Annotated in this window: 15 protein-coding genes; 14 read left to right on the top strand and 1 reads right to left on the bottom strand. The window is 46.1% G+C overall.

Going from position 1 to position 18,550, the window contains the following annotated elements:
- Positions 1 to 137: 137 nt before the first annotated feature.
- From AA980_RS16630 to AA980_RS16595, 8 genes are all read left to right on the top strand, one after another.
- Positions 138 to 989: a 3-hydroxybutyryl-CoA dehydrogenase gene (locus tag AA980_RS16630; RefSeq protein WP_024027294.1), complete on the top strand. Its 852-nt coding sequence runs from the start codon at positions 138 to 140 to the stop codon at positions 987 to 989.
- A gap of 86 nt (positions 990 to 1,075) precedes the next feature.
- On the top strand, positions 1,076 to 2,206 hold the full coding sequence (locus AA980_RS16625) for an acyl-CoA dehydrogenase (protein WP_047771784.1): 1,131 nt from the start codon (positions 1,076 to 1,078) through the stop codon (positions 2,204 to 2,206).
- 155 nt (positions 2,207 to 2,361) lie between these two features.
- On the top strand, positions 2,362 to 3,501 hold the full coding sequence (locus AA980_RS16620; RefSeq protein ID WP_024027295.1) for an acyl-CoA dehydrogenase: 1,140 nt from the start codon (positions 2,362 to 2,364) through the stop codon (positions 3,499 to 3,501).
- Positions 3,501 to 4,154 carry a TetR/AcrR family transcriptional regulator gene (locus AA980_RS16615; RefSeq protein WP_034723428.1) on the top strand — a complete coding sequence of 218 codons (654 nt, stop codon included), beginning with the start codon at positions 3,501 to 3,503 and terminating at the stop codon, positions 4,152 to 4,154. The genes AA980_RS16620 and AA980_RS16615 overlap by 1 nt, the downstream gene beginning before the upstream one ends.
- A gap of 348 nt (positions 4,155 to 4,502) precedes the next feature.
- Positions 4,503 to 7,751, top strand: a complete 3,249-nt coding sequence (icmF, locus tag AA980_RS16610) for a fused isobutyryl-CoA mutase/GTPase IcmF (RefSeq protein ID WP_024030726.1) — start codon at positions 4,503 to 4,505, stop codon at positions 7,749 to 7,751.
- 327 nt (positions 7,752 to 8,078) lie between these two features.
- Positions 8,079 to 8,261 carry a hypothetical protein gene (locus tag AA980_RS16605; protein WP_024031054.1) on the top strand — a complete coding sequence of 61 codons (183 nt, stop codon included), beginning with the start codon at positions 8,079 to 8,081 and terminating at the stop codon, positions 8,259 to 8,261.
- A gap of 104 nt (positions 8,262 to 8,365) precedes the next feature.
- Positions 8,366 to 8,932: a DNA-directed RNA polymerase subunit delta gene (gene rpoE, locus AA980_RS25860; protein WP_024031053.1), complete on the top strand. Its 567-nt coding sequence runs from the start codon at positions 8,366 to 8,368 to the stop codon at positions 8,930 to 8,932.
- Positions 8,933 to 9,178: 246 nt separating this feature from the next.
- Positions 9,179 to 10,774 (top strand): CTP synthase, encoded by a 1,596-nt coding sequence (locus AA980_RS16595; RefSeq protein ID WP_024031052.1) that lies wholly within the window; start codon positions 9,179 to 9,181, stop codon positions 10,772 to 10,774.
- 330 nt (positions 10,775 to 11,104) lie between these two features.
- Here AA980_RS16595 and AA980_RS16590 read toward each other — a convergent pair whose 3' ends face one another.
- On the bottom strand, positions 11,105 to 11,626 hold the full coding sequence (locus AA980_RS16590; RefSeq protein WP_024031051.1) for a DUF2529 domain-containing protein: 522 nt from the start codon (positions 11,624 to 11,626) through the stop codon (positions 11,105 to 11,107).
- A gap of 185 nt (positions 11,627 to 11,811) precedes the next feature.
- Here AA980_RS16590 and AA980_RS16585 point away from each other — a divergent pair, with 185 nt between their 5' ends.
- The 6 genes from AA980_RS16585 to rho all read left to right on the top strand — a co-directional run bounded on the left by AA980_RS16585 (position 11,812) and on the right by rho (position 18,427).
- Positions 11,812 to 12,183, top strand: a complete 372-nt coding sequence (locus AA980_RS16585) for a response regulator (RefSeq protein ID WP_024031050.1) — start codon at positions 11,812 to 11,814, stop codon at positions 12,181 to 12,183.
- A gap of 270 nt (positions 12,184 to 12,453) precedes the next feature.
- Positions 12,454 to 13,311, top strand: coding sequence for a class II fructose-bisphosphate aldolase (locus AA980_RS16580; protein WP_024031049.1), 858 nt, complete (start codon positions 12,454 to 12,456; stop codon positions 13,309 to 13,311).
- Positions 13,312 to 13,450: 139 nt separating this feature from the next.
- Positions 13,451 to 14,119: a fructose-6-phosphate aldolase gene (gene fsa, locus AA980_RS16575; protein WP_024031048.1), complete on the top strand. Its 669-nt coding sequence runs from the start codon at positions 13,451 to 13,453 to the stop codon at positions 14,117 to 14,119.
- 261 nt (positions 14,120 to 14,380) lie between these two features.
- Positions 14,381 to 15,667, top strand: a complete 1,287-nt coding sequence (locus tag AA980_RS16570; RefSeq protein WP_024031047.1) for a UDP-N-acetylglucosamine 1-carboxyvinyltransferase — start codon at positions 14,381 to 14,383, stop codon at positions 15,665 to 15,667.
- Positions 15,668 to 15,889: 222 nt separating this feature from the next.
- Positions 15,890 to 16,849: a class II fructose-bisphosphatase gene (gene glpX, locus AA980_RS16565; protein ID WP_024031046.1), complete on the top strand. Its 960-nt coding sequence runs from the start codon at positions 15,890 to 15,892 to the stop codon at positions 16,847 to 16,849.
- 312 nt (positions 16,850 to 17,161) lie between these two features.
- Positions 17,162 to 18,427, top strand: a complete 1,266-nt coding sequence (gene rho, locus AA980_RS16560) for a transcription termination factor Rho (RefSeq protein WP_024031045.1) — start codon at positions 17,162 to 17,164, stop codon at positions 18,425 to 18,427.
- The last annotated feature ends 123 nt before the right edge of the window (positions 18,428 to 18,550 follow it).

The following is an 18,550-nucleotide window of genomic DNA, read 5'->3' as shown; positions in this document are numbered from 1 at the left end:
GGCGAACCCCACCGTTTACTGGCGGAAACCACCTATTTACTAGCGAATATCAATTAATAACTCAAAAACAGCTCTTTAAAATATTTTTATAAAAAAGAGGTTGGACTCATTTCCAACCTCGGGACGGAGGGGAACAGATGAAGGTTTCAAAGGTTATGGTCATCGGTGCAGGACAAATGGGAGCGGGGATTGCCCAGGTTTGTGCGCAAGCAGGTTATCAAGTGTTATTGAATGATTTAAAGCTGGAGTTCGTTGAGCGCGGGCTCGGAGTTATCAACAAAAATCTCACCCGTAATGTAGATAAAGGCCGGATGACAGCGGAGCAAAAGCAGGAAGTGCTGGCAAGATTGACCGCCTCAACCGACTTAAACGATGCTGCTGAAATCGACCTTGTTATCGAGGCGGCGGTAGAGAATATGGAAATCAAAACGAAAATTTTTGCGCAGCTAGATGAAATCGCGCCGGCTCATGCGATTTTAGCAAGCAACACCTCGTCATTGCCGATTACTGAAATAGCGGCGGCAACGAAGCGCCCGGAAAAGGTCATCGGCATGCACTTTATGAATCCGGTGCCGGTGATGAAGCTCGTCGAAATTATCCGCGGCCTCGCAACGGCTGATGAAGTGTACCAAGTAATCGAAGACATGACAAAGACGTTGAGCAAGGTTCCGGTGGAAGTAAATGACTTCCCAGGATTCGTCTCCAACCGTGTGCTGATGCCGATGATCAATGAAGCGATTTTTACCTTGTATGAGGGCGTCGCCACGAAAGAAGCGATTGATGAAGTGATGAAGCTCGGGATGAACCACCCGATGGGACCGTTAACCTTGGCGGATTTCATCGGCCTTGATACATGCCTTTACATTATGGAAACACTCCATGAGGGCTTCGGTGATGACAAATACCGTCCATGCCCGCTGCTGCGTAAATATGTGAAAGCAGGCTGGCTCGGCAAGAAAACAGGACGCGGCTTCTACACTTACAAGTAAGCGAGCGTCTGATCCCATTTTTTCAGTGAAAAGGGGTTGTACCAATGAATACTGCCACTTTAGATTCTCCAAAAGGGGAGATTTGCATGAAGCTTACATTTACAGCGGAACAAGAAATGATGCGGAACATGGTGCGTGATTTTGCTGCCAACGAAATTGCCCCATTTATAGATAACATGGAAAAAGGGGAATTCCCGCGCGAGATTCTTCGCAAAATGGGTGAGCTCGGCCTGATGGGCATTCCCGTTCCGGAAAAATACGGCGGGGCCGAGATGGACTTTACCTCGTACATCATTGCTATTAATGAAATATCAAGGGTGAGTGCCACAATTGGTGTCATTCTTTCGGTTCATACATCAGTTTGTACGATGCCGATCCTTTATTTTGGAACGGAAGAACAGAAACAAAAATATGTGCCAAAGCTTGCTTCGGGCGAGTATTTAGGGGCGTTTTGTTTAACGGAGCCAAGTTCCGGTTCTGATGCGGCCAGTTTAAAATCCCGTGCCGTGAAGAAGGGTGATCATTATGTTATCAACGGCTCGAAAATGTTTATTACCAATGGCGGCGAGGCCGATATTTATATTGTCTTTGCTTCGACCGAGCCAAAATTAGGGACAAAAGGAATTGCCGCCTTTATTGTTGAAAAAAATACCCCTGGTCTTGTAATTGGCAAGGATGAGAAGAAGATGGGACTGCATGGCTCGCGAACGGTGCAGCTAACATTCGAGGATATGCATGTTCCAGTAGAAAACCTTCTCGGCCGTGAAAGCGATGGTTTTAAGGTCGCGATGGCAAACCTTGAGGTCGGCCGCATTGGAATTGCCGCCCAGGCCCTTGGAATTGCCGAGGCTGCACTGTCAGCCGCAACCGCCTACGCGAAAGAGCGCCAGCAATTCGGCAAGCCGATATCTGTCCAGCAGGGAATCGGGTTTAAGCTCGCTGACATGGCTACAAATGTGGAAGCGGCAAAACTATTAATCTATCGTGCCGCAGATTTGCGGGGCCGTGGCCAGAAATGCGGGATGGAAGCGTCGATGGCGAAGCTGTTTGCCGCACGTACTGCGGTAGAGGTGTCAACGGAAGCAATTCAAGTATTTGGCGGCTACGGCTACACAGAAGATTACCCGGTGGAGCGCTATTTCCGTGATGCCAAGATAACGGAAATTTACGAAGGCACGAGCGAAATACAGCGGATTGTGATTAGTAAGTATCTTTGATCGAATGGGAATTGTTGAATAAGGACTTGTTTTTGGAGAATGGGTACTTATTTTTGTAGAATCATCACATAAATTTGTAGAATAACGTCCTAATTTTGTACAATATCAGCTCAAATTTGTAGAATGCGTTTTTTTAATAAGAGGAGGCAATCAAAATGCAGTTTAAACTATCCGAAGAACATGAAATGATACGTAAAATGGTGCGGGATTTTGCGCGAAACGAAGTAGCACCGACGGCGGCCGAGCGTGATGAAGAAGAACGCTTTGACCGTGAGATTTTTGACAAAATGGCTGAGCTTGGCTTAACAGGAATTCCGTGGCCGGAAGAGTACGGCGGCATCAGCAGCGATTATCTTGCTTATTGTATCGCCGTGGAAGAGCTGTCCCGCGTTGACGCATCAACAGGTGTCCTTCTTTCCGCGCACACCTCCCTTGCCGGCTGGCCGATTTACAAATTTGGCAGCGAGGAGCAAAAACAAACCTACCTCCGCCCAATGGCAGAGGGCGCAAAAATCGGCGCTTATGGCTTAACCGAACCTGGGAGCGGCTCCGATGCAGGCGGAATGAGGACGACGGCCCGCTTAGAAGGCGACCATTACGTCCTCAACGGTTCAAAAATTTTCATCACCAATGGCGGCGTGGCCGATATTTATGTTGTCTTTGCCTTAACGGATCCATCCAGCAAGCAAAAGGGCACAACCGCATTTATTATCGAAAGTGATTTCCCAGGCTTCTCGGTCGGCAAAAAAGAAAAGAAACTCGGGATTCGGTCCTCGCCGACAACAGAGATTATTTTTGAAGATTGCAAGGTTCCAGTCGCTAACCGCCTTGGCGAAGAAGGCGAAGGCTTTAAAATTGCGATGATGACGCTTGACGGCGGCCGCAACGGGATTGCTGCTCAAGCCGTGGGAATTGCCCAAGGTGCCTTAGATGCGGCGGTTGATTATGCGAAAGAACGCCACCAATTTGGCAAACCAATCGCCGCCCAGCAGGGAATCAGCTTTAAGCTGGCTGATATGGCGACAGGAATCGAGGCGTCAAGACTATTAACCTATCAAGCTGCCTGGCTTGAATCAAACGGCCTGGCGTACGGAAAAGAATCGGCGATGTCGAAACTGTTAGCCGGCGACACGGCGATGAAGGTAACCACCGAAGCGGTTCAGGTGTTTGGCGGTTATGGCTATACGAAGGATTATCCGGTTGAAAGATTCATGCGCGATGCGAAAATCACGCAGATCTATGAGGGAACACAAGAAATTCAGCGTCTCGTTATCTCGAGAATGATCACTAAATGATGAAAAAACGAGAAGTTCAGGCATCAGTCAAAGACGAACGTCTCGTGCAAAAGAGGCGCGATCAAATGATCAAAGGAGCCGTCACCCTTTTTAAACAAAAGGGCTTCCACCGGACAACGACGAGGGAAATTGCCAAGGCGGCCGGCTTCAGCATCGGGACGCTTTACGAATATATTCGCACAAAGGAAGACGTCCTTTATCTTGTTTGTGACAGCATTTATGACCATGTCAGCGAGCGCCTGCAGCAGGACCTCTCCTTGAAATCTGGGACGCTTGCGAGTTTGAAGCTGGGGATCGCCAATTTTTTTCAAGTGATGGATGAAATGCAGGCCGAGGTATTGGTGATGTATCAGGAAGTGAAGTCACTTTCGAAGGACGCCCTTCCGTATGTGTTGAAAAAGGAAATGGAAATGGTGGCGATGTTTGCGGACCTGCTCACCCGCTGTGTCGAAAACGGCGAACTGAAACTAACGGAAAAACAGGTCGATATCATCGCCCATAATATTTTTGTCCAGGGGCAAATGTGGGGCTTCCGCCGCTGGGCATTACGGAAATTATTTACGCTCGAAGAATATATTGCATTGCAGACCGAAATTTTGTTATCGGGAATTAGCAGTGAAGTCTCGGCATCACAAGAGGTTCCGCAAAAGTAGGCAAAATCGCGAGCGGCGAACGAAGTTCATTTTTACAAAAGGTTCGTTTTAATAAAAGCGGGAACGAGATTCGTTTAGCAAAAGTGGGATGAGATTCGTTTTTAAATAAATGCTGTGTTAAAGAACATTGTTGATTTTAAGCACAATGTTGCTCTACGTTTCAGGCGCGAGACTCCTGCGGGAGCAGCGGGACAGGTGAGACCCCGCAGGCGCGCAATTCGCCGAGGAGGCTCACCGCCCGCCCCGCGAACCGCTCACGCCTGGAACGGAAATCAACATTCACTTTTAACAAGCCTAAATAAAAGTACGAACAGGTAAACGAGAGTTTTTTCAAAAAGGGGGATTACGATGGGAACTTACCAGCCAAAGCATCATATCCGCTTTGTGACGGCGTCGAGTTTATTTGATGGCCATGATGCTTCGATTAATATTATGCGCAGGATTCTGCAGGCGAGCGGGGCCGAAGTCATCCACCTTGGGCATAACCGCTCAGTGGAGGAAGTGGTGAACGCCGCGATTCAAGAGGATGTCCAGGGGATTGCGATTTCTTCTTATCAAGGCGGGCACGTGGAATACTTTAAATACATGTACGATTTACTCAAGGAAAAAGGGGCACCGCATATCCGCATTTATGGCGGCGGCGGCGGGGTTATCATTCCAAGGGAGATTGCCGAGCTTCACGAGTACGGGATTGCCTGGATTTTCTCGCCGGAAGACGGGCGGACGATGGGACTTCAGGGAATGATTGACCGGATGATTGCGGAGTGTGATTTTTCGACGGTTCCGCTTGATCCGGCCGAGCAAATCGAAAAGCTGCCTTCAGGCGATGTTAACGCGATTGCCAAGCTGATTACCTTAGCCGAACTTCATGTCGATCAAAGGAACGAGGCGGCGGCAACAGCTGAGCTAGTCCTAGAACAAGTGAAGTCACTTGAGAAACGAATTCCAGTGGTCGGAATCACGGGAACGGGCGGCGCGGGGAAAAGCTCGTTAACAGACGAATTGATCCGCCGCTTTATCAACGAGCTCCCGGATAAAAAAGTGGCGATTCTTTCGGTTGACCCGACGAAACAGAAAACAGGGGGAGCCTTGTTAGGTGACCGCATCCGCATGAATGCTATTTTCTCGCCGAACGTTTATATGCGCAGCCTCGCGACCAGGCATTCAAAGAGTGAGCTGTCGCTGGCGATTAAAGATGCGGTCGCAGTGACGAAAGCGGCTGGCTTTGACCTTGTCATCGTGGAAACGAGCGGGATCGGCCAGGGGGATGCCGAAATCACGGAAATCTGTGATGTTTCCTTATACGTGATGACGAGTGAATTCGGGGCGCCGTCGCAGCTTGAAAAAATTGATATGATTGACTTTGCTGACTTGATTGTCATTAATAAATTCGAGCGCAAGGGCTCGGAGGATGCATTGCGCCAGGTGCAGAAACAATATCAGCGCAGCCATATGCTGTTTGAAAAAGACCCATCGGAAATGCCGGTGTATGGCACGATTGCCAGTCAGTTCAATGACCCGGGCACAAACGCCTTGTTTGCGGCGTTAGTGGAAAAAGTCAATGAAAAGATGGCGGCGGAGTGGCTGACTTCTTTTTCGAAGCATGCAAAAGTTGAAAAGCAAAATGTGATTATTCCAACTGACCGCCGCTACTATTTGCGCGAGATCTCGGAAACGGTGCGCGGTTATCATAAGAAAGCGGAAGCACAGGCGAATATTGCCCGGAAATTATTCCAGCTTGAAGGTGCTTTGGATGCAGTTAAGGAGCAGCCGGAAGTCGTCGCTGCCTTAGAGTCCGTTAAACAGGAAACGGAAGACTTGCTGACAGCGGAGTCGCGGAAAATCCTCTCTACGTGGGCGGAAACGAAAGCCGCCTATTCAGGTGAAAAATTCGTGACGAGAATCCGTGATAAAGAGATTATCACGGTGCTAAAATCAAAAAGCCTATCAGGCCTCGATATTCCGAAAGTGGCCTTGCCGCGCTATAAGGATTATGGGGAAATCCTCCGCTGGGTGTACCAAGAAAATGTGCCGGGTTCGTTCCCTTATACGGCCGGGGTATTCCCGTTCAAGCGTGAAGGGGAGGATCCGAAACGGCAATTTGCCGGCGAAGGGACACCGGAACGGACAAACCGCCGCTTCCACTATTTATCGAAAGATGATGACGCGAAACGCCTGAGTACGGCGTTTGACTCGGTGACCTTGTACGGAGAAGACCCGGATTACCGTCCTGACATTTACGGAAAAGTCGGCGAGAGCGGTGTCAGCATTTGTACGCTCGACGATATGAAAAAACTCTATGCCGGCTTTGACCTCTGCCACCCGTCGACATCGGTGTCGATGACGATTAATGGCCCGGCGCCGATTATTTTGGCGATGTTCATGAATACGGCGATTGACCAGCAGGTGCAAAAGAAGGAAGCAGAGCTTGGCCGCGTGTTAACGGTGGAAGAATTTGCGGACGTCCGTGCCTTTACATTGAAGACGGTGCGCGGTACGGTGCAGGCCGATATTTTGAAAGAAGACCAAGGCCAGAATACGTGTATTTTTTCAACAGAATTTGCTTTACGAATGATGGGGGATATCCAGCAATATTTCATCGACCATCAAGTGCGCAATTATTATTCGGTTTCGATTTCCGGCTACCATATTGCCGAGGCAGGAGCGAATCCGATTTCGCAGCTGGCGTTCACGCTCTCAAATGGCTTCACCTATGTCGAGTATTACTTGAGCCGCGGGATGAACATTGATGATTTCGCACCGAACCTGTCGTTCTTTTTCTCGAATGGGTTGGATCCGGAGTACACGGTGATTGGCAGGGTGGCCCGCCGGATTTGGGCAACGGTGATGCGCGATAAATATGGCGCAAACGAGCGGAGCCAAAAATTAAAATATCATGTGCAGACATCGGGACGCTCGCTGCATGCCCAGGAAATTGATTTCAATGATATCCGCACGACCTTGCAGGCGCTGATGGCCTTACAGGACAATTGTAATTCCCTGCACACGAATGCTTATGATGAAGCGATTACGACTCCGACTGAGGAGTCGGTGCGCCGGGCAATGGCGATTCAAATGATTATTACCAAGGAGCATGGGTTAAGTAAAAATGAAAATCCGCTTCAAGGTTCTTTCGTGGTGGAAGAGTTGACGGAACTTGTCGAGGATGCTGTTCTCCAGGAGTTTGAACGTTTGAATGACCGCGGCGGTGTCCTAGGTTCAATGGAAACGCAGTACCAGCGCGGCAGAATCCAGGATGAATCCATGTATTACGAAATGAAGAAGCATACCGGCGAATTGCCAATTATTGGCGTTAATACGTATTTGAACCCAAATCCGCCTTCCGAGGATGACGTGAATAATATGGAGATTGCTCGGGCAACACAAGAGGAGAAGGAATTGCAGATCAATAATTTGCGTGCCTTCTGGGAGGCACATGGCGGGGAGTCGGCTGATGCCTTGAAGCGCTTGAAAGAAGCAGCGGTCAGCGGCGGCAATATATTTGCTGCATTAATGGACACCGTCCAAGTCGCAAGCCTCGGGCAAATCACCAAGGCACTTTACGAAGTCGGCGGCCAGTATCGCAGGAATATGTAATGAAAAACTGGCAATGGCTGCCCATAGCCATTGTCTTTTATGTTTTTAGCTGTGTAAAAGAACATTTTTGATTTTGAGTACAATGTTGATTGGAGTGAAAGGCGCGAGACTCCTGCGGGAGCAGCGGGACAGGTGAGACCCCGGCTTGATTCGCCGAGGAGGCTCACCGCCCGCCCCGCGGAAAGCGAAGCGCCTGGAACGGAAATCAACATTCTCATTTAACACAGCCATGTTTTTTAAACAAGAAGATGTTAAATTCTTGATTTTTTTTATATAATCAAACTAACTAAATTACAAACTTCGAGAGATAACAGGCAGGTGGGGACGATGAAGGTTAGTTATATGATTATTGTTTTAATAATTTTTGCCTGGCCATTATACTATTTATATGAAATGCAATTAGGTGCAATCTCATTCCTGCTGCTGGCGATTTTCTTTCTTGTCATCACGATTAAAGAAACAAAAAAGTTTAAAGAAAAGAAGAATCATAATCATGATGAAACAGATTAAGAAATAATCAGCGGAAACAATTGCTAGCACTAGCATAAACGAGAAGAATTTGTTTATAATGAAGAATATGTATTTTGATAGACAAGCGGAAGGAAGTGCCAATATTGAGTTTAAAACAATACTCAAAAGAGGAATTACAAGAGTTATCCCTCATCGAAATGGCTTATGAATATTTAAAAAATAGCAAGCAGCCAATCTCCTTTAGTAATTTAGTCAGTGAGATTCAATCAGCTTCCGATATTTCTGAACAAGAAATTCGCGCTAGATTGGCACAATTTTATACCGACATGAATATAGACGGCCGCTTCCTCTCATTAGGAGAGAATCGCTGGGGACTTCGCCTCTGGTATCCAATTGATACACAAGAGGAAGAAGTCGTAACCGTTGTGAAGCCTAAGAAGAAAAAGGCGAAAAAGGTTGTTGATGAAGAAGAACTCGAAGACTTCGATGAAATCGAAGAGGAAGAGTATGACGAGCTCGATGATTTTGCCGAGGAAGACGATCTTCTTGATGATGAAGAAGATCTTGATCTGGACGAAGTCGACGAATTTGACGAAGATGACGATGAAGATGTCATTGAAGAGGATGAAGAATTCGATCTTGATGAAGACGAAGATCTTGATGAAGACCTGGATGAAGAAGAAGAGATTGAGGAAGATGAAGAGGACTGATAAGCTGCTTGACATTTTAATCTCCCCCTTGTATCATCTTGTTTGGGCTCCTTAAAAAAGGAACGAATCATTATTTAGCTAAATGCGCTCCCTTGCAATCGCGAGTGGAGCGTTTTTTATTTTGAAAAACTCCCTTTTAACGGCGGAGTTTTTTCATTTTTTACGGGTTTGGGTAGAATAAATTTTATGAAAAAATTCTTTAACAATCCGAATAATGTACAAACTGTAATGGAGGAGGAAGATTTAATGACTAAGTATATATTTGTAACAGGCGGTGTCGTTTCATCACTAGGAAAAGGGATTACCGCAGCCTCTTTAGGGCGCTTATTGAAAAATCGCGGCTTGAATGTAACGATTCAAAAATTCGACCCCTATATTAACGTTGACCCGGGAACGATGAGCCCTTATCAGCACGGTGAGGTGTTCGTAACCGATGATGGTGCGGAAACGGACTTGGACTTAGGGCATTATGAGCGTTTTATCGACATCAATCTTAACAAGTACAGCAATGTGACAACAGGTAAAATATATTCAACAGTGTTGCGCAAAGAGCGCCGCGGTGACTATTTAGGTGCAACCGTACAGGTTATTCCGCATATTACCAATGAAATTAAGGACCGTTGCTTCCGCGCCGGAAAAGAAACGAATGCCGATGTTGTGATAACTGAAATCGGCGGCACTGTCGGCGACATTGAATCGCTGCCGTTTTTAGAGGCAATCCGCCAAATTAAAAGTGATATCGGCCGCGATAATGTCATGTACATCCACTGCACGCTGATTCCTTACATTAAGGCAGCCGGTGAAATGAAGACGAAGCCGACCCAGCACAGTGTAAAAGAACTGCGCAGTCTCGGAATTCAGCCAAATATCATCGTCGTGCGGACGGAAATGCCTGTTCCGCAGGACATGAAAGATAAAATTGCTTTATTCTGCGATATTGATGCCAAAGCGGTGATTGAATGTCAGGACGCCGATACCCTTTATTCGATTCCACTTGCGCTGCAAGAACAAAATATGGATCAAATCGTCTGCGACCATTTGAAATTGGATTATCCGGCTGCAGAAATGACGGAATGGAAGGCGCTTGTCGACCGCGTTACAAACCTTTCAGGGAAAACATGCATCGGCCTTGTCGGTAAATATGTTGAGCTTCAGGATGCCTATCTTTCAGTAGTTGAAGCGCTGAAACATGCCGGCTATGCCTTTGATGCTGATGTCGAAATTAAATGGATTAATTCTGATGACGTGACGCGGGAAAATGTGGCGGAGTTATTGAATGACGTGGACGGCGTCCTTGTGCCGGGCGGCTTTGGCGACCGCGGCATCGAAGGGAAAATCGAAGCGACCCGTTATGCCCGTGAGCAGAAGAAGCCGTTTCTTGGGATTTGTTTGGGGATGCAGCTGGCGACGATTGAATTTGCGCGCAACGTGCTCGGACTTTCCGATGCGCATTCCGCTGAATTTGTTCCAGAAACGACTCATCCGATCATTGATTTACTTCCAGAGCAGAAGGATGTCGAGGATTTAGGCGGTACATTGCGGTTAGGTCTCTATCCTTGCCGTTTGCTTGAAGGAACGAAGGCGTTTGCTGCTTATGAAGAAAAGGTTATTTACGAGCGCCACCGCCACCGCTATGAATTTAACAATCATTATCGTCAAGAAATGGAAGCGGCCGGATTCATTTTTTCCGGAACAAGCCCAGATGGCCGATTAGTCGAGATTGTCGAACTAGCCGACCACCCATGGTTCGTGGCTTCCCAGTTCCATCCGGAATTCGTCTCAAGACCTACGCGTCCTCAAGCGCTATTCCACGACTTTATCAAAGCGACTATTGAAAAATAAAAGTTTTGTTGGACCAGTTCCCCTTGGTTGGGGGCTGGTCTTTTTTTGGTAAGAAAAGTCTAAATGGATAAACCCCATATCTTTGGTGAGGGTTGGTCCTTTTTCGTCTTTGAATTTTTCCAGTAAATGTCTAAATAGACAAAACCCTTTGAAAAATAGCCATAACTCTCCGAAAAGTAGCCAAAACCCTCTAAAAAGTAGCCAAAACTATAAGAAAAATAGCCAAAACCCCTAAAAAAGTAGCCAAAACATTTTTACCCCTTTATCAAGACCGTAATGAACCTAAAAAAACGGCCTCTTTTACGGCCGTTTTTCAAAAAAGTATCTGCTTTACTCCTCATATTCCGCTAAAATCTCGTCAATCGTAAATTTTAAGCCATAATAGACGAATAATGCGACCATGGAAGAAGGGTATCCGTAGCGGTTTCCGAAATCATCCGGAAGCAGGCCTCTGGTCAGCCGCAAATCGATGTGAACATCCGCCATTTCCGCCAAATCAGCTTCAGCAGACTCGATTACGGTGGATACCGCCACAAAGGGGATACCCTTTTCCTGCAGCTCGGCCGCAACTGTAACAGCGTCTTCATCGGCGGAGGTTCGGGAAAAAATCAACACCCGGTCGGCATCGCTCAACTCCGCTTCCGTTATCCGTTTGACCCCTTTGAACGGCTCCGCTCCTTCGAAGGCTTCAAGCTCGACCGCCTTCATTTCCTTCGTGCCAAAAATATAGATGGAGCCGTCTCCAACGGGCGCTTGCGCCAACAAACGGGCACCGTCCTCAAACGAAAATTCTCCCTTTTCTTCGATCCGTTTAAACAAGCCGGTTAATTGAGTCGTAAACATTTTTAACATCTAAATCCTCCTTTACGCACTATCATTATAGTCGTTTTACAGCGAATTCAAAAATAAAAGGATATTTCCCCAATCTGTCAAAATTCAGGCAGGATTTTTCAGAACTGAAGGAGAATAACTACAAGTGTGTATAGGTGTAAATATCTACAAATAGTGAATCTAATTAATCGGAAGAGGTGGAATGAATGAAGGAGAAAATTTTAATCGTTGATGATCAATTTGGTATTCGAATTTTGTTGAACGAGGTGTTCCAAAAGGAAGGATATCAAACTTTTCAAGCGGCCAACGGAATTCAGGCGCTGGACATTGTCAAAAAGCATGATCCGGATCTAGTTCTGCTCGATATGAAAATTCCGGGAATGGACGGAATTGAAATTTTAAAAAGAATGAAGGTCATCGACCCGGATATCCGCGTAATCATCATGACCGCCTACGGCGAATTGGATATGATTCAAGAAGCGAAGGATCTGGGGGCAATCACTCATTTTGCCAAACCTTTTGACATTGATGATATCCGTGCTGCCGTAAGAAAACATATTCCGCAAAAGGCCAACTAAACCAATCGGACTGAAAAACATTCATTTAGCAGTATGTAAAATGAAGGTTTATTAAAATGTCGAGATATGGATGCGCTTTCATTATGACAATTTCTAAAACGCTGGCTGATTAATGGCATTTCCTCCGTTGATTTGGTATGATACATATGAAAATTTTTACTGGCTGCCTATCATTTTTACTGTATACATAATCAGTAAAATTGAGGGAAAACCTTACTATGGAAAGCCCTGTTTCGAAATGATAGCAACCTAAATTAAGGAGGAAGAAAAATGCCTTTAGTTTCAATGAAAGAAATGCTGAACAAAGCAAAAGCGGAAGGCTACGCTGTTGGGCAATTTAACATTAATAATTTAGAATTTACACAGGCGATTCTTCAGGCTGCCGTAGCAGAAAAGTCACCAGTTATTCTTGGTGTTTCTGAAGGGGCAGGACGTTATATCGGTGGATTCAAAACCGTTGTCAAAATGGTTGAAGGGTTAATGGAAGATTATAATGTCACAGTTCCTGTGGCTATTCACCTTGATCATGGTTCAAGCTTCGAAAAATGTAAAGAAGCCATTGATGCAGGCTTTACCTCTGTTATGATTGATGCTTCACACCATCCATTTGAGGAAAATATCGAAATCACTTCAAAAGTGGTTGACTATGCACACTCTAAAGGTGTTTCGGTTGAAGCAGAACTTGGAACTGTAGGCGGCCAAGAGGACGATGTTGTCGCTGAAGGTGTTATTTATGCGGATCCGAAAGAATGTGAAGAGCTTGTGAAGCGCACTGGCATTGATTGCCTTGCACCTGCACTAGGTTCTGTCCATGGTCCTTACAAAGGCGAACCAAACCTTGGCTTTGCTGAAATGGAGGAAATCGGCAAGATTACAGGCATGCCGCTTGTACTTCATGGCGGAACTGGAATTCCAACAAAGGATATCCAAAGATCCGTTTCGCTTGGAACAGCAAAAATCAACGTAAACACAGAAAACCAAATCGCTTCAGCGAAGACGGTGCGTGAAGTGTTAGCCGCAAAACCAAACGAATATGATCCACGTAAATACTTAGGCCCAGCTCGCGATGCTATTAAAGAAACTGTAATCGGCAAAATGCGCGAATTCGGTTCTTCAGGCAGAGCATAACAAACCCGCAGGCAGATGCCAGCATTTTTTGTTGTTTGCTCTAAATATGATAAAATGAAACCGTCCTTAACACGAGGACGGTTTCAGTGTGTAAACAGAAATTTAAAAATTTAGTCGAAAAATGGGAGTGAAAAACAAAATGAAATTTTTCATTGATACAGCAAACCTAGTGGATATTAAAAAGGCTTATAAAATGGGCGTTTTATCTGGTGTAACAACAAACCCTTCTTTAGTTGCAAAAGAAGGTGTGAAATTCGAAGACCGCATCGAGGAAATTCTTCAAGCGGTACCAGAAGTGGAATCTGTATCTGCAGAAGTATCCCCATATGCTGAAACAGCTGAACAAATGATCGCAGAAGCGGAAGAACTAATCAAAATTAATGGCGGCGATGAAAAAGTTACCATTAAAGTGCCAATGACAGTAGCGGGCTTAGAGACTACACGTTATCTTGCAAAAAAGGGTGTTAAAGTCAATGTAACCCTGATCTTCACTGTCAACCAAGCACTATTAGCTGCCCGTGCAGGTGCGGCATATGTTTCACCATTCTTAGGACGTCTAGATGATATTTCTGAAGATGGTGTACTATTAGTAGCTAAAATTGCAGAATTATTCCGTATTCATAACTTAGATGCCCAGATCATTGCTGCATCTGTGCGCCATCCTGACCATGTAACGCGTGTAGCAATGGCAGGTGCACACATTGCCACAATTCCTTATAAAGTCATTGAGCAGTTAACCAAGCATCCATTGACCGACAAAGGCATGGAAGGCTTCCTAAAAGATTGGAATAATCACACAAACGCTTAAGTTTTTCTTTGTTTTTTCCATTTTCGTGTAAATTTTTTTAATATCGATACATGAAATTAGAATTTTCGTGTAAACTAAAGAATAGACAAACTGTCGGAATTTGACTTTTGGTGTTGGAAAAATATACCTAAAGCCTGTTTGGGACTAGGATCTTTTTATAAAATCGTAAGTGCAATCTTTTTTGTCAATGATTGCACTTACCAAAAAGGATCCATTCCATCAACCATACATACTTGAATAGGGCTTGGAAGGGAGTCGGAAATGGAAAAACTAAAAATTGCGGGCGGATATCCGTTAAAGGGGACTGTTCGTATCAGTGGAGCGAAAAATAGTGCCGTTGCCTTAATTCCTGCAACCATTTTAGCGGAATCACCAGTGACGATTGAAGGTCTGCCGGATATCTCTGATGTTGAAATCCTCAAGGACTTGCTCGAGGAAATCGGCGGAAAGGTCGAAATTAGCGATGATGAAATGACCGTTGACCCAGCAACGATGATTTCCATGCCGCTGCCGAACGGTAAAGTGAAAAAGCTGCGTGCATCCTATTATTTAATGGGAGCGATGCTTGGCCGCTTTAAAAAGGCAGTCATCGGCCTGCCAGGCGGCTGCCATCTAGGTCCGAGACCGATTGACCAGCATATTAAGGGCTTTGAAGCACTCGGCGCCCAAATAACGAACGAGCAGGGTGCGATTTATTTACGTGCCGACGAGCTCCGCGGCGCCCGGATTTACCTTGACGTCGTCAGTGTGGGAGCGACCATCAATATTATGCTGGCCGCAGTCAGAGCCAAAGGACGGACCATCATTGAAAATGCCGCGAAAGAGCCGGAAATCATTGATGTAGCCACACTGTTAACCAATATGGGTGCAAAAATTAAGGGAGCCGGAACCGATGTCATCCGCATCGATGGTGTCGATACCCTGCATGGATGCCGCCACACGATTATCCCGGACCGGATTGAAGCAGGTACCTATATGATTATTGGGGCTGCGATTGGGGAAGGCGTCTTAATCGACAATGTCATCCCGCAGCACTTAGAATCATTAATTGCCAAGCTCCGCGAGATGGGTGTACAAATCGAATCGGGCGATGATCAGGTGTTTGTCAGCGGATCTGCTGATTTGAAAGCGGTTGATATTAAAACGCTCGTCTATCCGGGATTCCCTACAGACCTGCAGCAGCCAGTTACGACTCTCCTCACAAAGGCCGCTGGCTCAAGCGTTGTTACCGACACCATTTACGGTGCAAGATTCAAGCATATTGATGAACTAAGAAGAATGAATGCGAATATCAAAGTCGAAGGACGCTCCGCCATCATCAATGGCCCGATTCAGCTTCAAGGGGCCAAAGTGAAAGCAAGCGACCTAAGAGCAGGCGCAGCACTTGTCATTGCCGGCCTGATCGCTGAGGGGATTACCGAAGTAACCGGGCTCGAGCATATTGACCGCGGCTACAGCAATCTCGAAGAAAAGTTAAATGGCCTTGGTGCCACGGTTTGGCGGGAAGCATTGACAAAGGATGAGGTCGAGCAGCTAAAAAATACGTAGATTCTGGCACCAGTCAGACAAATACGGCCAGTGCAAGACGAGACTATTAAATACTTAGGTAGACGAGCGATTATCGGACAAATATGGCCAGTGCTGGCGAGGTTGAAAAAACTAGATAGAAAAGCGCCCGTGAAACGGGGCTTGTACCCAGTTCGGTATTGCTAGACTAGACAAAAAGCAAGTTTTGAAGGTTGTAATAGAGAAAACGGGAGTTGGAGATCAATGGAAAGAAGTTTAACAATGGAGCTAGTCCGCGTTACAGAAGGAGCAGCTCTTGCTTCAGCCCGCTGGATGGGCCGCGGCAAAAAAGATGAAGCCGACGGTGCTGCTACTTCAGCGATGCGCGATGTGTTTGACACGGTTCCAATGAAAGGAACGGTCGTCATTGGCGAAGGGGAAATGGACGAAGCACCGATGCTTTATATTGGCGAAAAGCTTGGAACAGGCTACGGTCCGCGTGTCGATGTCGCCGTTGACCCGCTTGAAGGCACGAATATTTTAGCGTCAGGCGGCTGGAATGCCTTAGCTGTACTGGCTGTCGCTGACCATGGCAACCTGCTTCATGCCCCCGACATGTATATGGAAAAAATTGCAGTTGGACCAGAAGCAGTCGGACTTGTTGATATCAACGCATCCGTTTTAGACAACCTTAAAGCAGTTGCCAAAGCAAAAAATAAGGATATCGAGGATGTCGTGGCAACCGTTCTAAACCGCGAGCGCCATGAACATATTATTGCCCAGCTTCGTGAAGCCGGTGCTCGGATAAAGCTGATTAACGACGGCGATGTCGCTGGAGCCATCAACACCGCTTTCGATAATACCGGCGTTGACATTCTCTTTGGTTCCGGCGGTGCTCCGGAGGGCGTCCTAGCGGCGGTAGCCTTGAAATGTCTCGGCGGTGAAATAATGGGGAAACTATTACCGCAAAGTGATGCCGAGGTTGAGCGTTGTTTGAAAATGGGCTTGGATGTCAATCGAATCCTCCGCATGGACGACCTGGTCAAGGGCGACGATGCTATTTTTGCGGCAACAGGTGTTACCGATGGAGAACTACTCCGAGGTGTGCAATTTAAAGGCTCATACGGTTCTACACACTCCGTTGTTATGCGCGCAAAATCAGGAACGGTCCGTTTTATCGAAGGCCGTCACAGCCTGAAGAAAAAACCGAACTTGGTGCTGTAGGTGTTTGTGGTGCCTGACACTGGCATGGTGTCAGGCACCAGTTAAAAAATAGAGAAACTTCCGATCTCTCCAAGAGTTTTCCTTCCAGAGAAAATTTCCAATAGAGGATTTTGAAAAAATGAGTTGATTAATTTTTTGTACAAGGGGTAAAATAGTAATTGTTTTTATTATTAATAATTTCTGCAATTCTATTCATTTCTTTCTACTTCTTTTTCAATTCCTCTACTCTCATAAAAAAGACGATTCAAAGAAAATCACCCGTTCTTTTAAACGAGCGGATTTGATGGAAAAATTTAAAAGTGTGGTGCACAAATGGAGTTAACAATCTCAAGTTTAGAAAATATGAAGCTGAAGGAACTTTATGAACTCGCACGTGAATATAAAGTGACCTATTACAGCAAATTAACGAAAAAAGAATTAATTTTTGCGATTTTAAAATCTCGTGCTGAACAGCAGGGTTACTTTTTCATGGAAGGCGTACTTGAAATCATTCAATCTGAAGGATTCGGGTTCTTGCGGCCAATTAATTATTCGCCAAGTTCTGAGGATATTTATATTTCGGCATCGCAAATCCGCCGCTTCGACCTGCGTAACGGCGATAAAGTCTCCGGTAAGGTTCGTCCACCGAAGGAAAATGAACGCTATTACGGGCTGTTGCACGTAGAAGCAGTAAACGGGGAAGATCCGGAATCGGCGAAAGAGCGCGTCTATTTCCCAGCGTTAACTGCCCTTTATCCAAACAGAAAAATGAAGCTTGAAACAACGCAAAAGCATCTTTCAACTCGGATTATGGATGTTGTCGCACCAGTCGGTTTTGGCCAGAGGGGTTTAATTGTTGCTCCGCCAAAAGCGGGTAAAACAATGCTATTGAAAGAAATTGCCAACAGTATTACTACGAATCATCCGGATGTTGAGCTGATTGTGTTGTTAATCGATGAGCGTCCCGAAGAAGTAACCGATATTGAACGTTCGGTTGCCGGCGATGTCGTCAGCTCGACGTTTGACGAAGTGCCTGAAAATCATATTAAAGTAGCTGAGCTTGTGCTTGACCGGGCGATGCGCCTAGTGGAACACAAACGCGATGTCGTCATTTTGATGGACAGCATCACCCGCTTGGCTCGTGCCTATAACTTGGTGATTCCGCCAAGCGGTCGGACACTTTCCGGGGGGATTGACCCGGCAGCCTTCCACCGTCCGAAGCGTTTCTTCGGTGCGGCTCGTAATATTGAAGAAGGCGGCAGCTTGACGATCCTCGCAACGGCCTTAGTTGATACGGGTTCACGTATGGATGATGTCATTTATGAAGAATTTAAGGGTACAGGGAATATGGAATTGCATCTGGACCGCCAGCTTGCTGAGCGCCGTATCTTCCCTGCGCTTGATATCCGCCGTTCCGGAACGCGTAAGGAAGAATTGCTTATTCCGAAGGATCATTTGGATAAATTATGGGCGATTCGGAAGTCAATGTCAGACTCACCAGACTTTGCCGAACGCTTCTTGAAAAAATTACGACAAACGAAGTCGAATGAAGAATTTTTTGCCCAGCTCGGTGAGGAATTGAAGGGCCGCCGTTCGTAAAAACGGTGGATTTTGGGACAAGCGGTGTGGTTTTTTCCACCGAAAGAACATTTTTTCAGGAAAAGGAGAGTTTTCTTTTTTAGAGTTAAAGAACATTGTTGATTTTGAGCACAATGTTGATTG

Origin of the sequence: Neobacillus vireti (assembly GCF_001026695.1) — a bacterium.
GTDB classification, from domain to species: domain Bacteria; phylum Bacillota; class Bacilli; order Bacillales; family Cytobacillaceae; genus Neobacillus; species Neobacillus vireti.
This window is presented reverse-complemented; position numbering and strand designations above follow the sequence as displayed.

What these genes read in the sequence shown, in the direction of transcription:
- glpX (WP_024031046.1), top strand. Translation starts at nt 15,890, where the DNA reads ATGGAAAGAAGTTTAACAATGGAGCTAGTCCGCGTTACAGAAGGAGCA.
- AA980_RS16630 (WP_024027294.1), top strand. Translation starts at nt 138, where the DNA reads ATGAAGGTTTCAAAGGTTATGGTCATCGGTGCAGGACAAATGGGAGCG.
- icmF (WP_024030726.1), top strand. Translation starts at nt 4,503, where the DNA reads ATGGGAACTTACCAGCCAAAGCATCATATCCGCTTTGTGACGGCGTCG.
- AA980_RS16615 (WP_034723428.1), top strand. Translation starts at nt 3,501, where the DNA reads ATGAAAAAACGAGAAGTTCAGGCATCAGTCAAAGACGAACGTCTCGTG.
- AA980_RS16580 (WP_024031049.1), top strand. Translation starts at nt 12,454, where the DNA reads ATGCCTTTAGTTTCAATGAAAGAAATGCTGAACAAAGCAAAAGCGGAA.
- rho (WP_024031045.1), top strand. Translation starts at nt 17,162, where the DNA reads ATGGAGTTAACAATCTCAAGTTTAGAAAATATGAAGCTGAAGGAACTT.
- AA980_RS16585 (WP_024031050.1), top strand. Translation starts at nt 11,812, where the DNA reads ATGAAGGAGAAAATTTTAATCGTTGATGATCAATTTGGTATTCGAATT.
- fsa (WP_024031048.1), top strand. Translation starts at nt 13,451, where the DNA reads ATGAAATTTTTCATTGATACAGCAAACCTAGTGGATATTAAAAAGGCT.
- AA980_RS16570 (WP_024031047.1), top strand. Translation starts at nt 14,381, where the DNA reads ATGGAAAAACTAAAAATTGCGGGCGGATATCCGTTAAAGGGGACTGTT.
- AA980_RS16625 (WP_047771784.1), top strand. Translation starts at nt 1,076, where the DNA reads ATGAAGCTTACATTTACAGCGGAACAAGAAATGATGCGGAACATGGTG.
- AA980_RS16595 (WP_024031052.1), top strand. Translation starts at nt 9,179, where the DNA reads ATGACTAAGTATATATTTGTAACAGGCGGTGTCGTTTCATCACTAGGA.
- AA980_RS16620 (WP_024027295.1), top strand. Translation starts at nt 2,362, where the DNA reads ATGCAGTTTAAACTATCCGAAGAACATGAAATGATACGTAAAATGGTG.
- AA980_RS16605 (WP_024031054.1), top strand. Translation starts at nt 8,079, where the DNA reads ATGAAGGTTAGTTATATGATTATTGTTTTAATAATTTTTGCCTGGCCA.
- AA980_RS16590 (WP_024031051.1), bottom strand. Translation starts at nt 11,626, where the DNA reads ATGTTAAAAATGTTTACGACTCAATTAACCGGCTTGTTTAAACGGATC.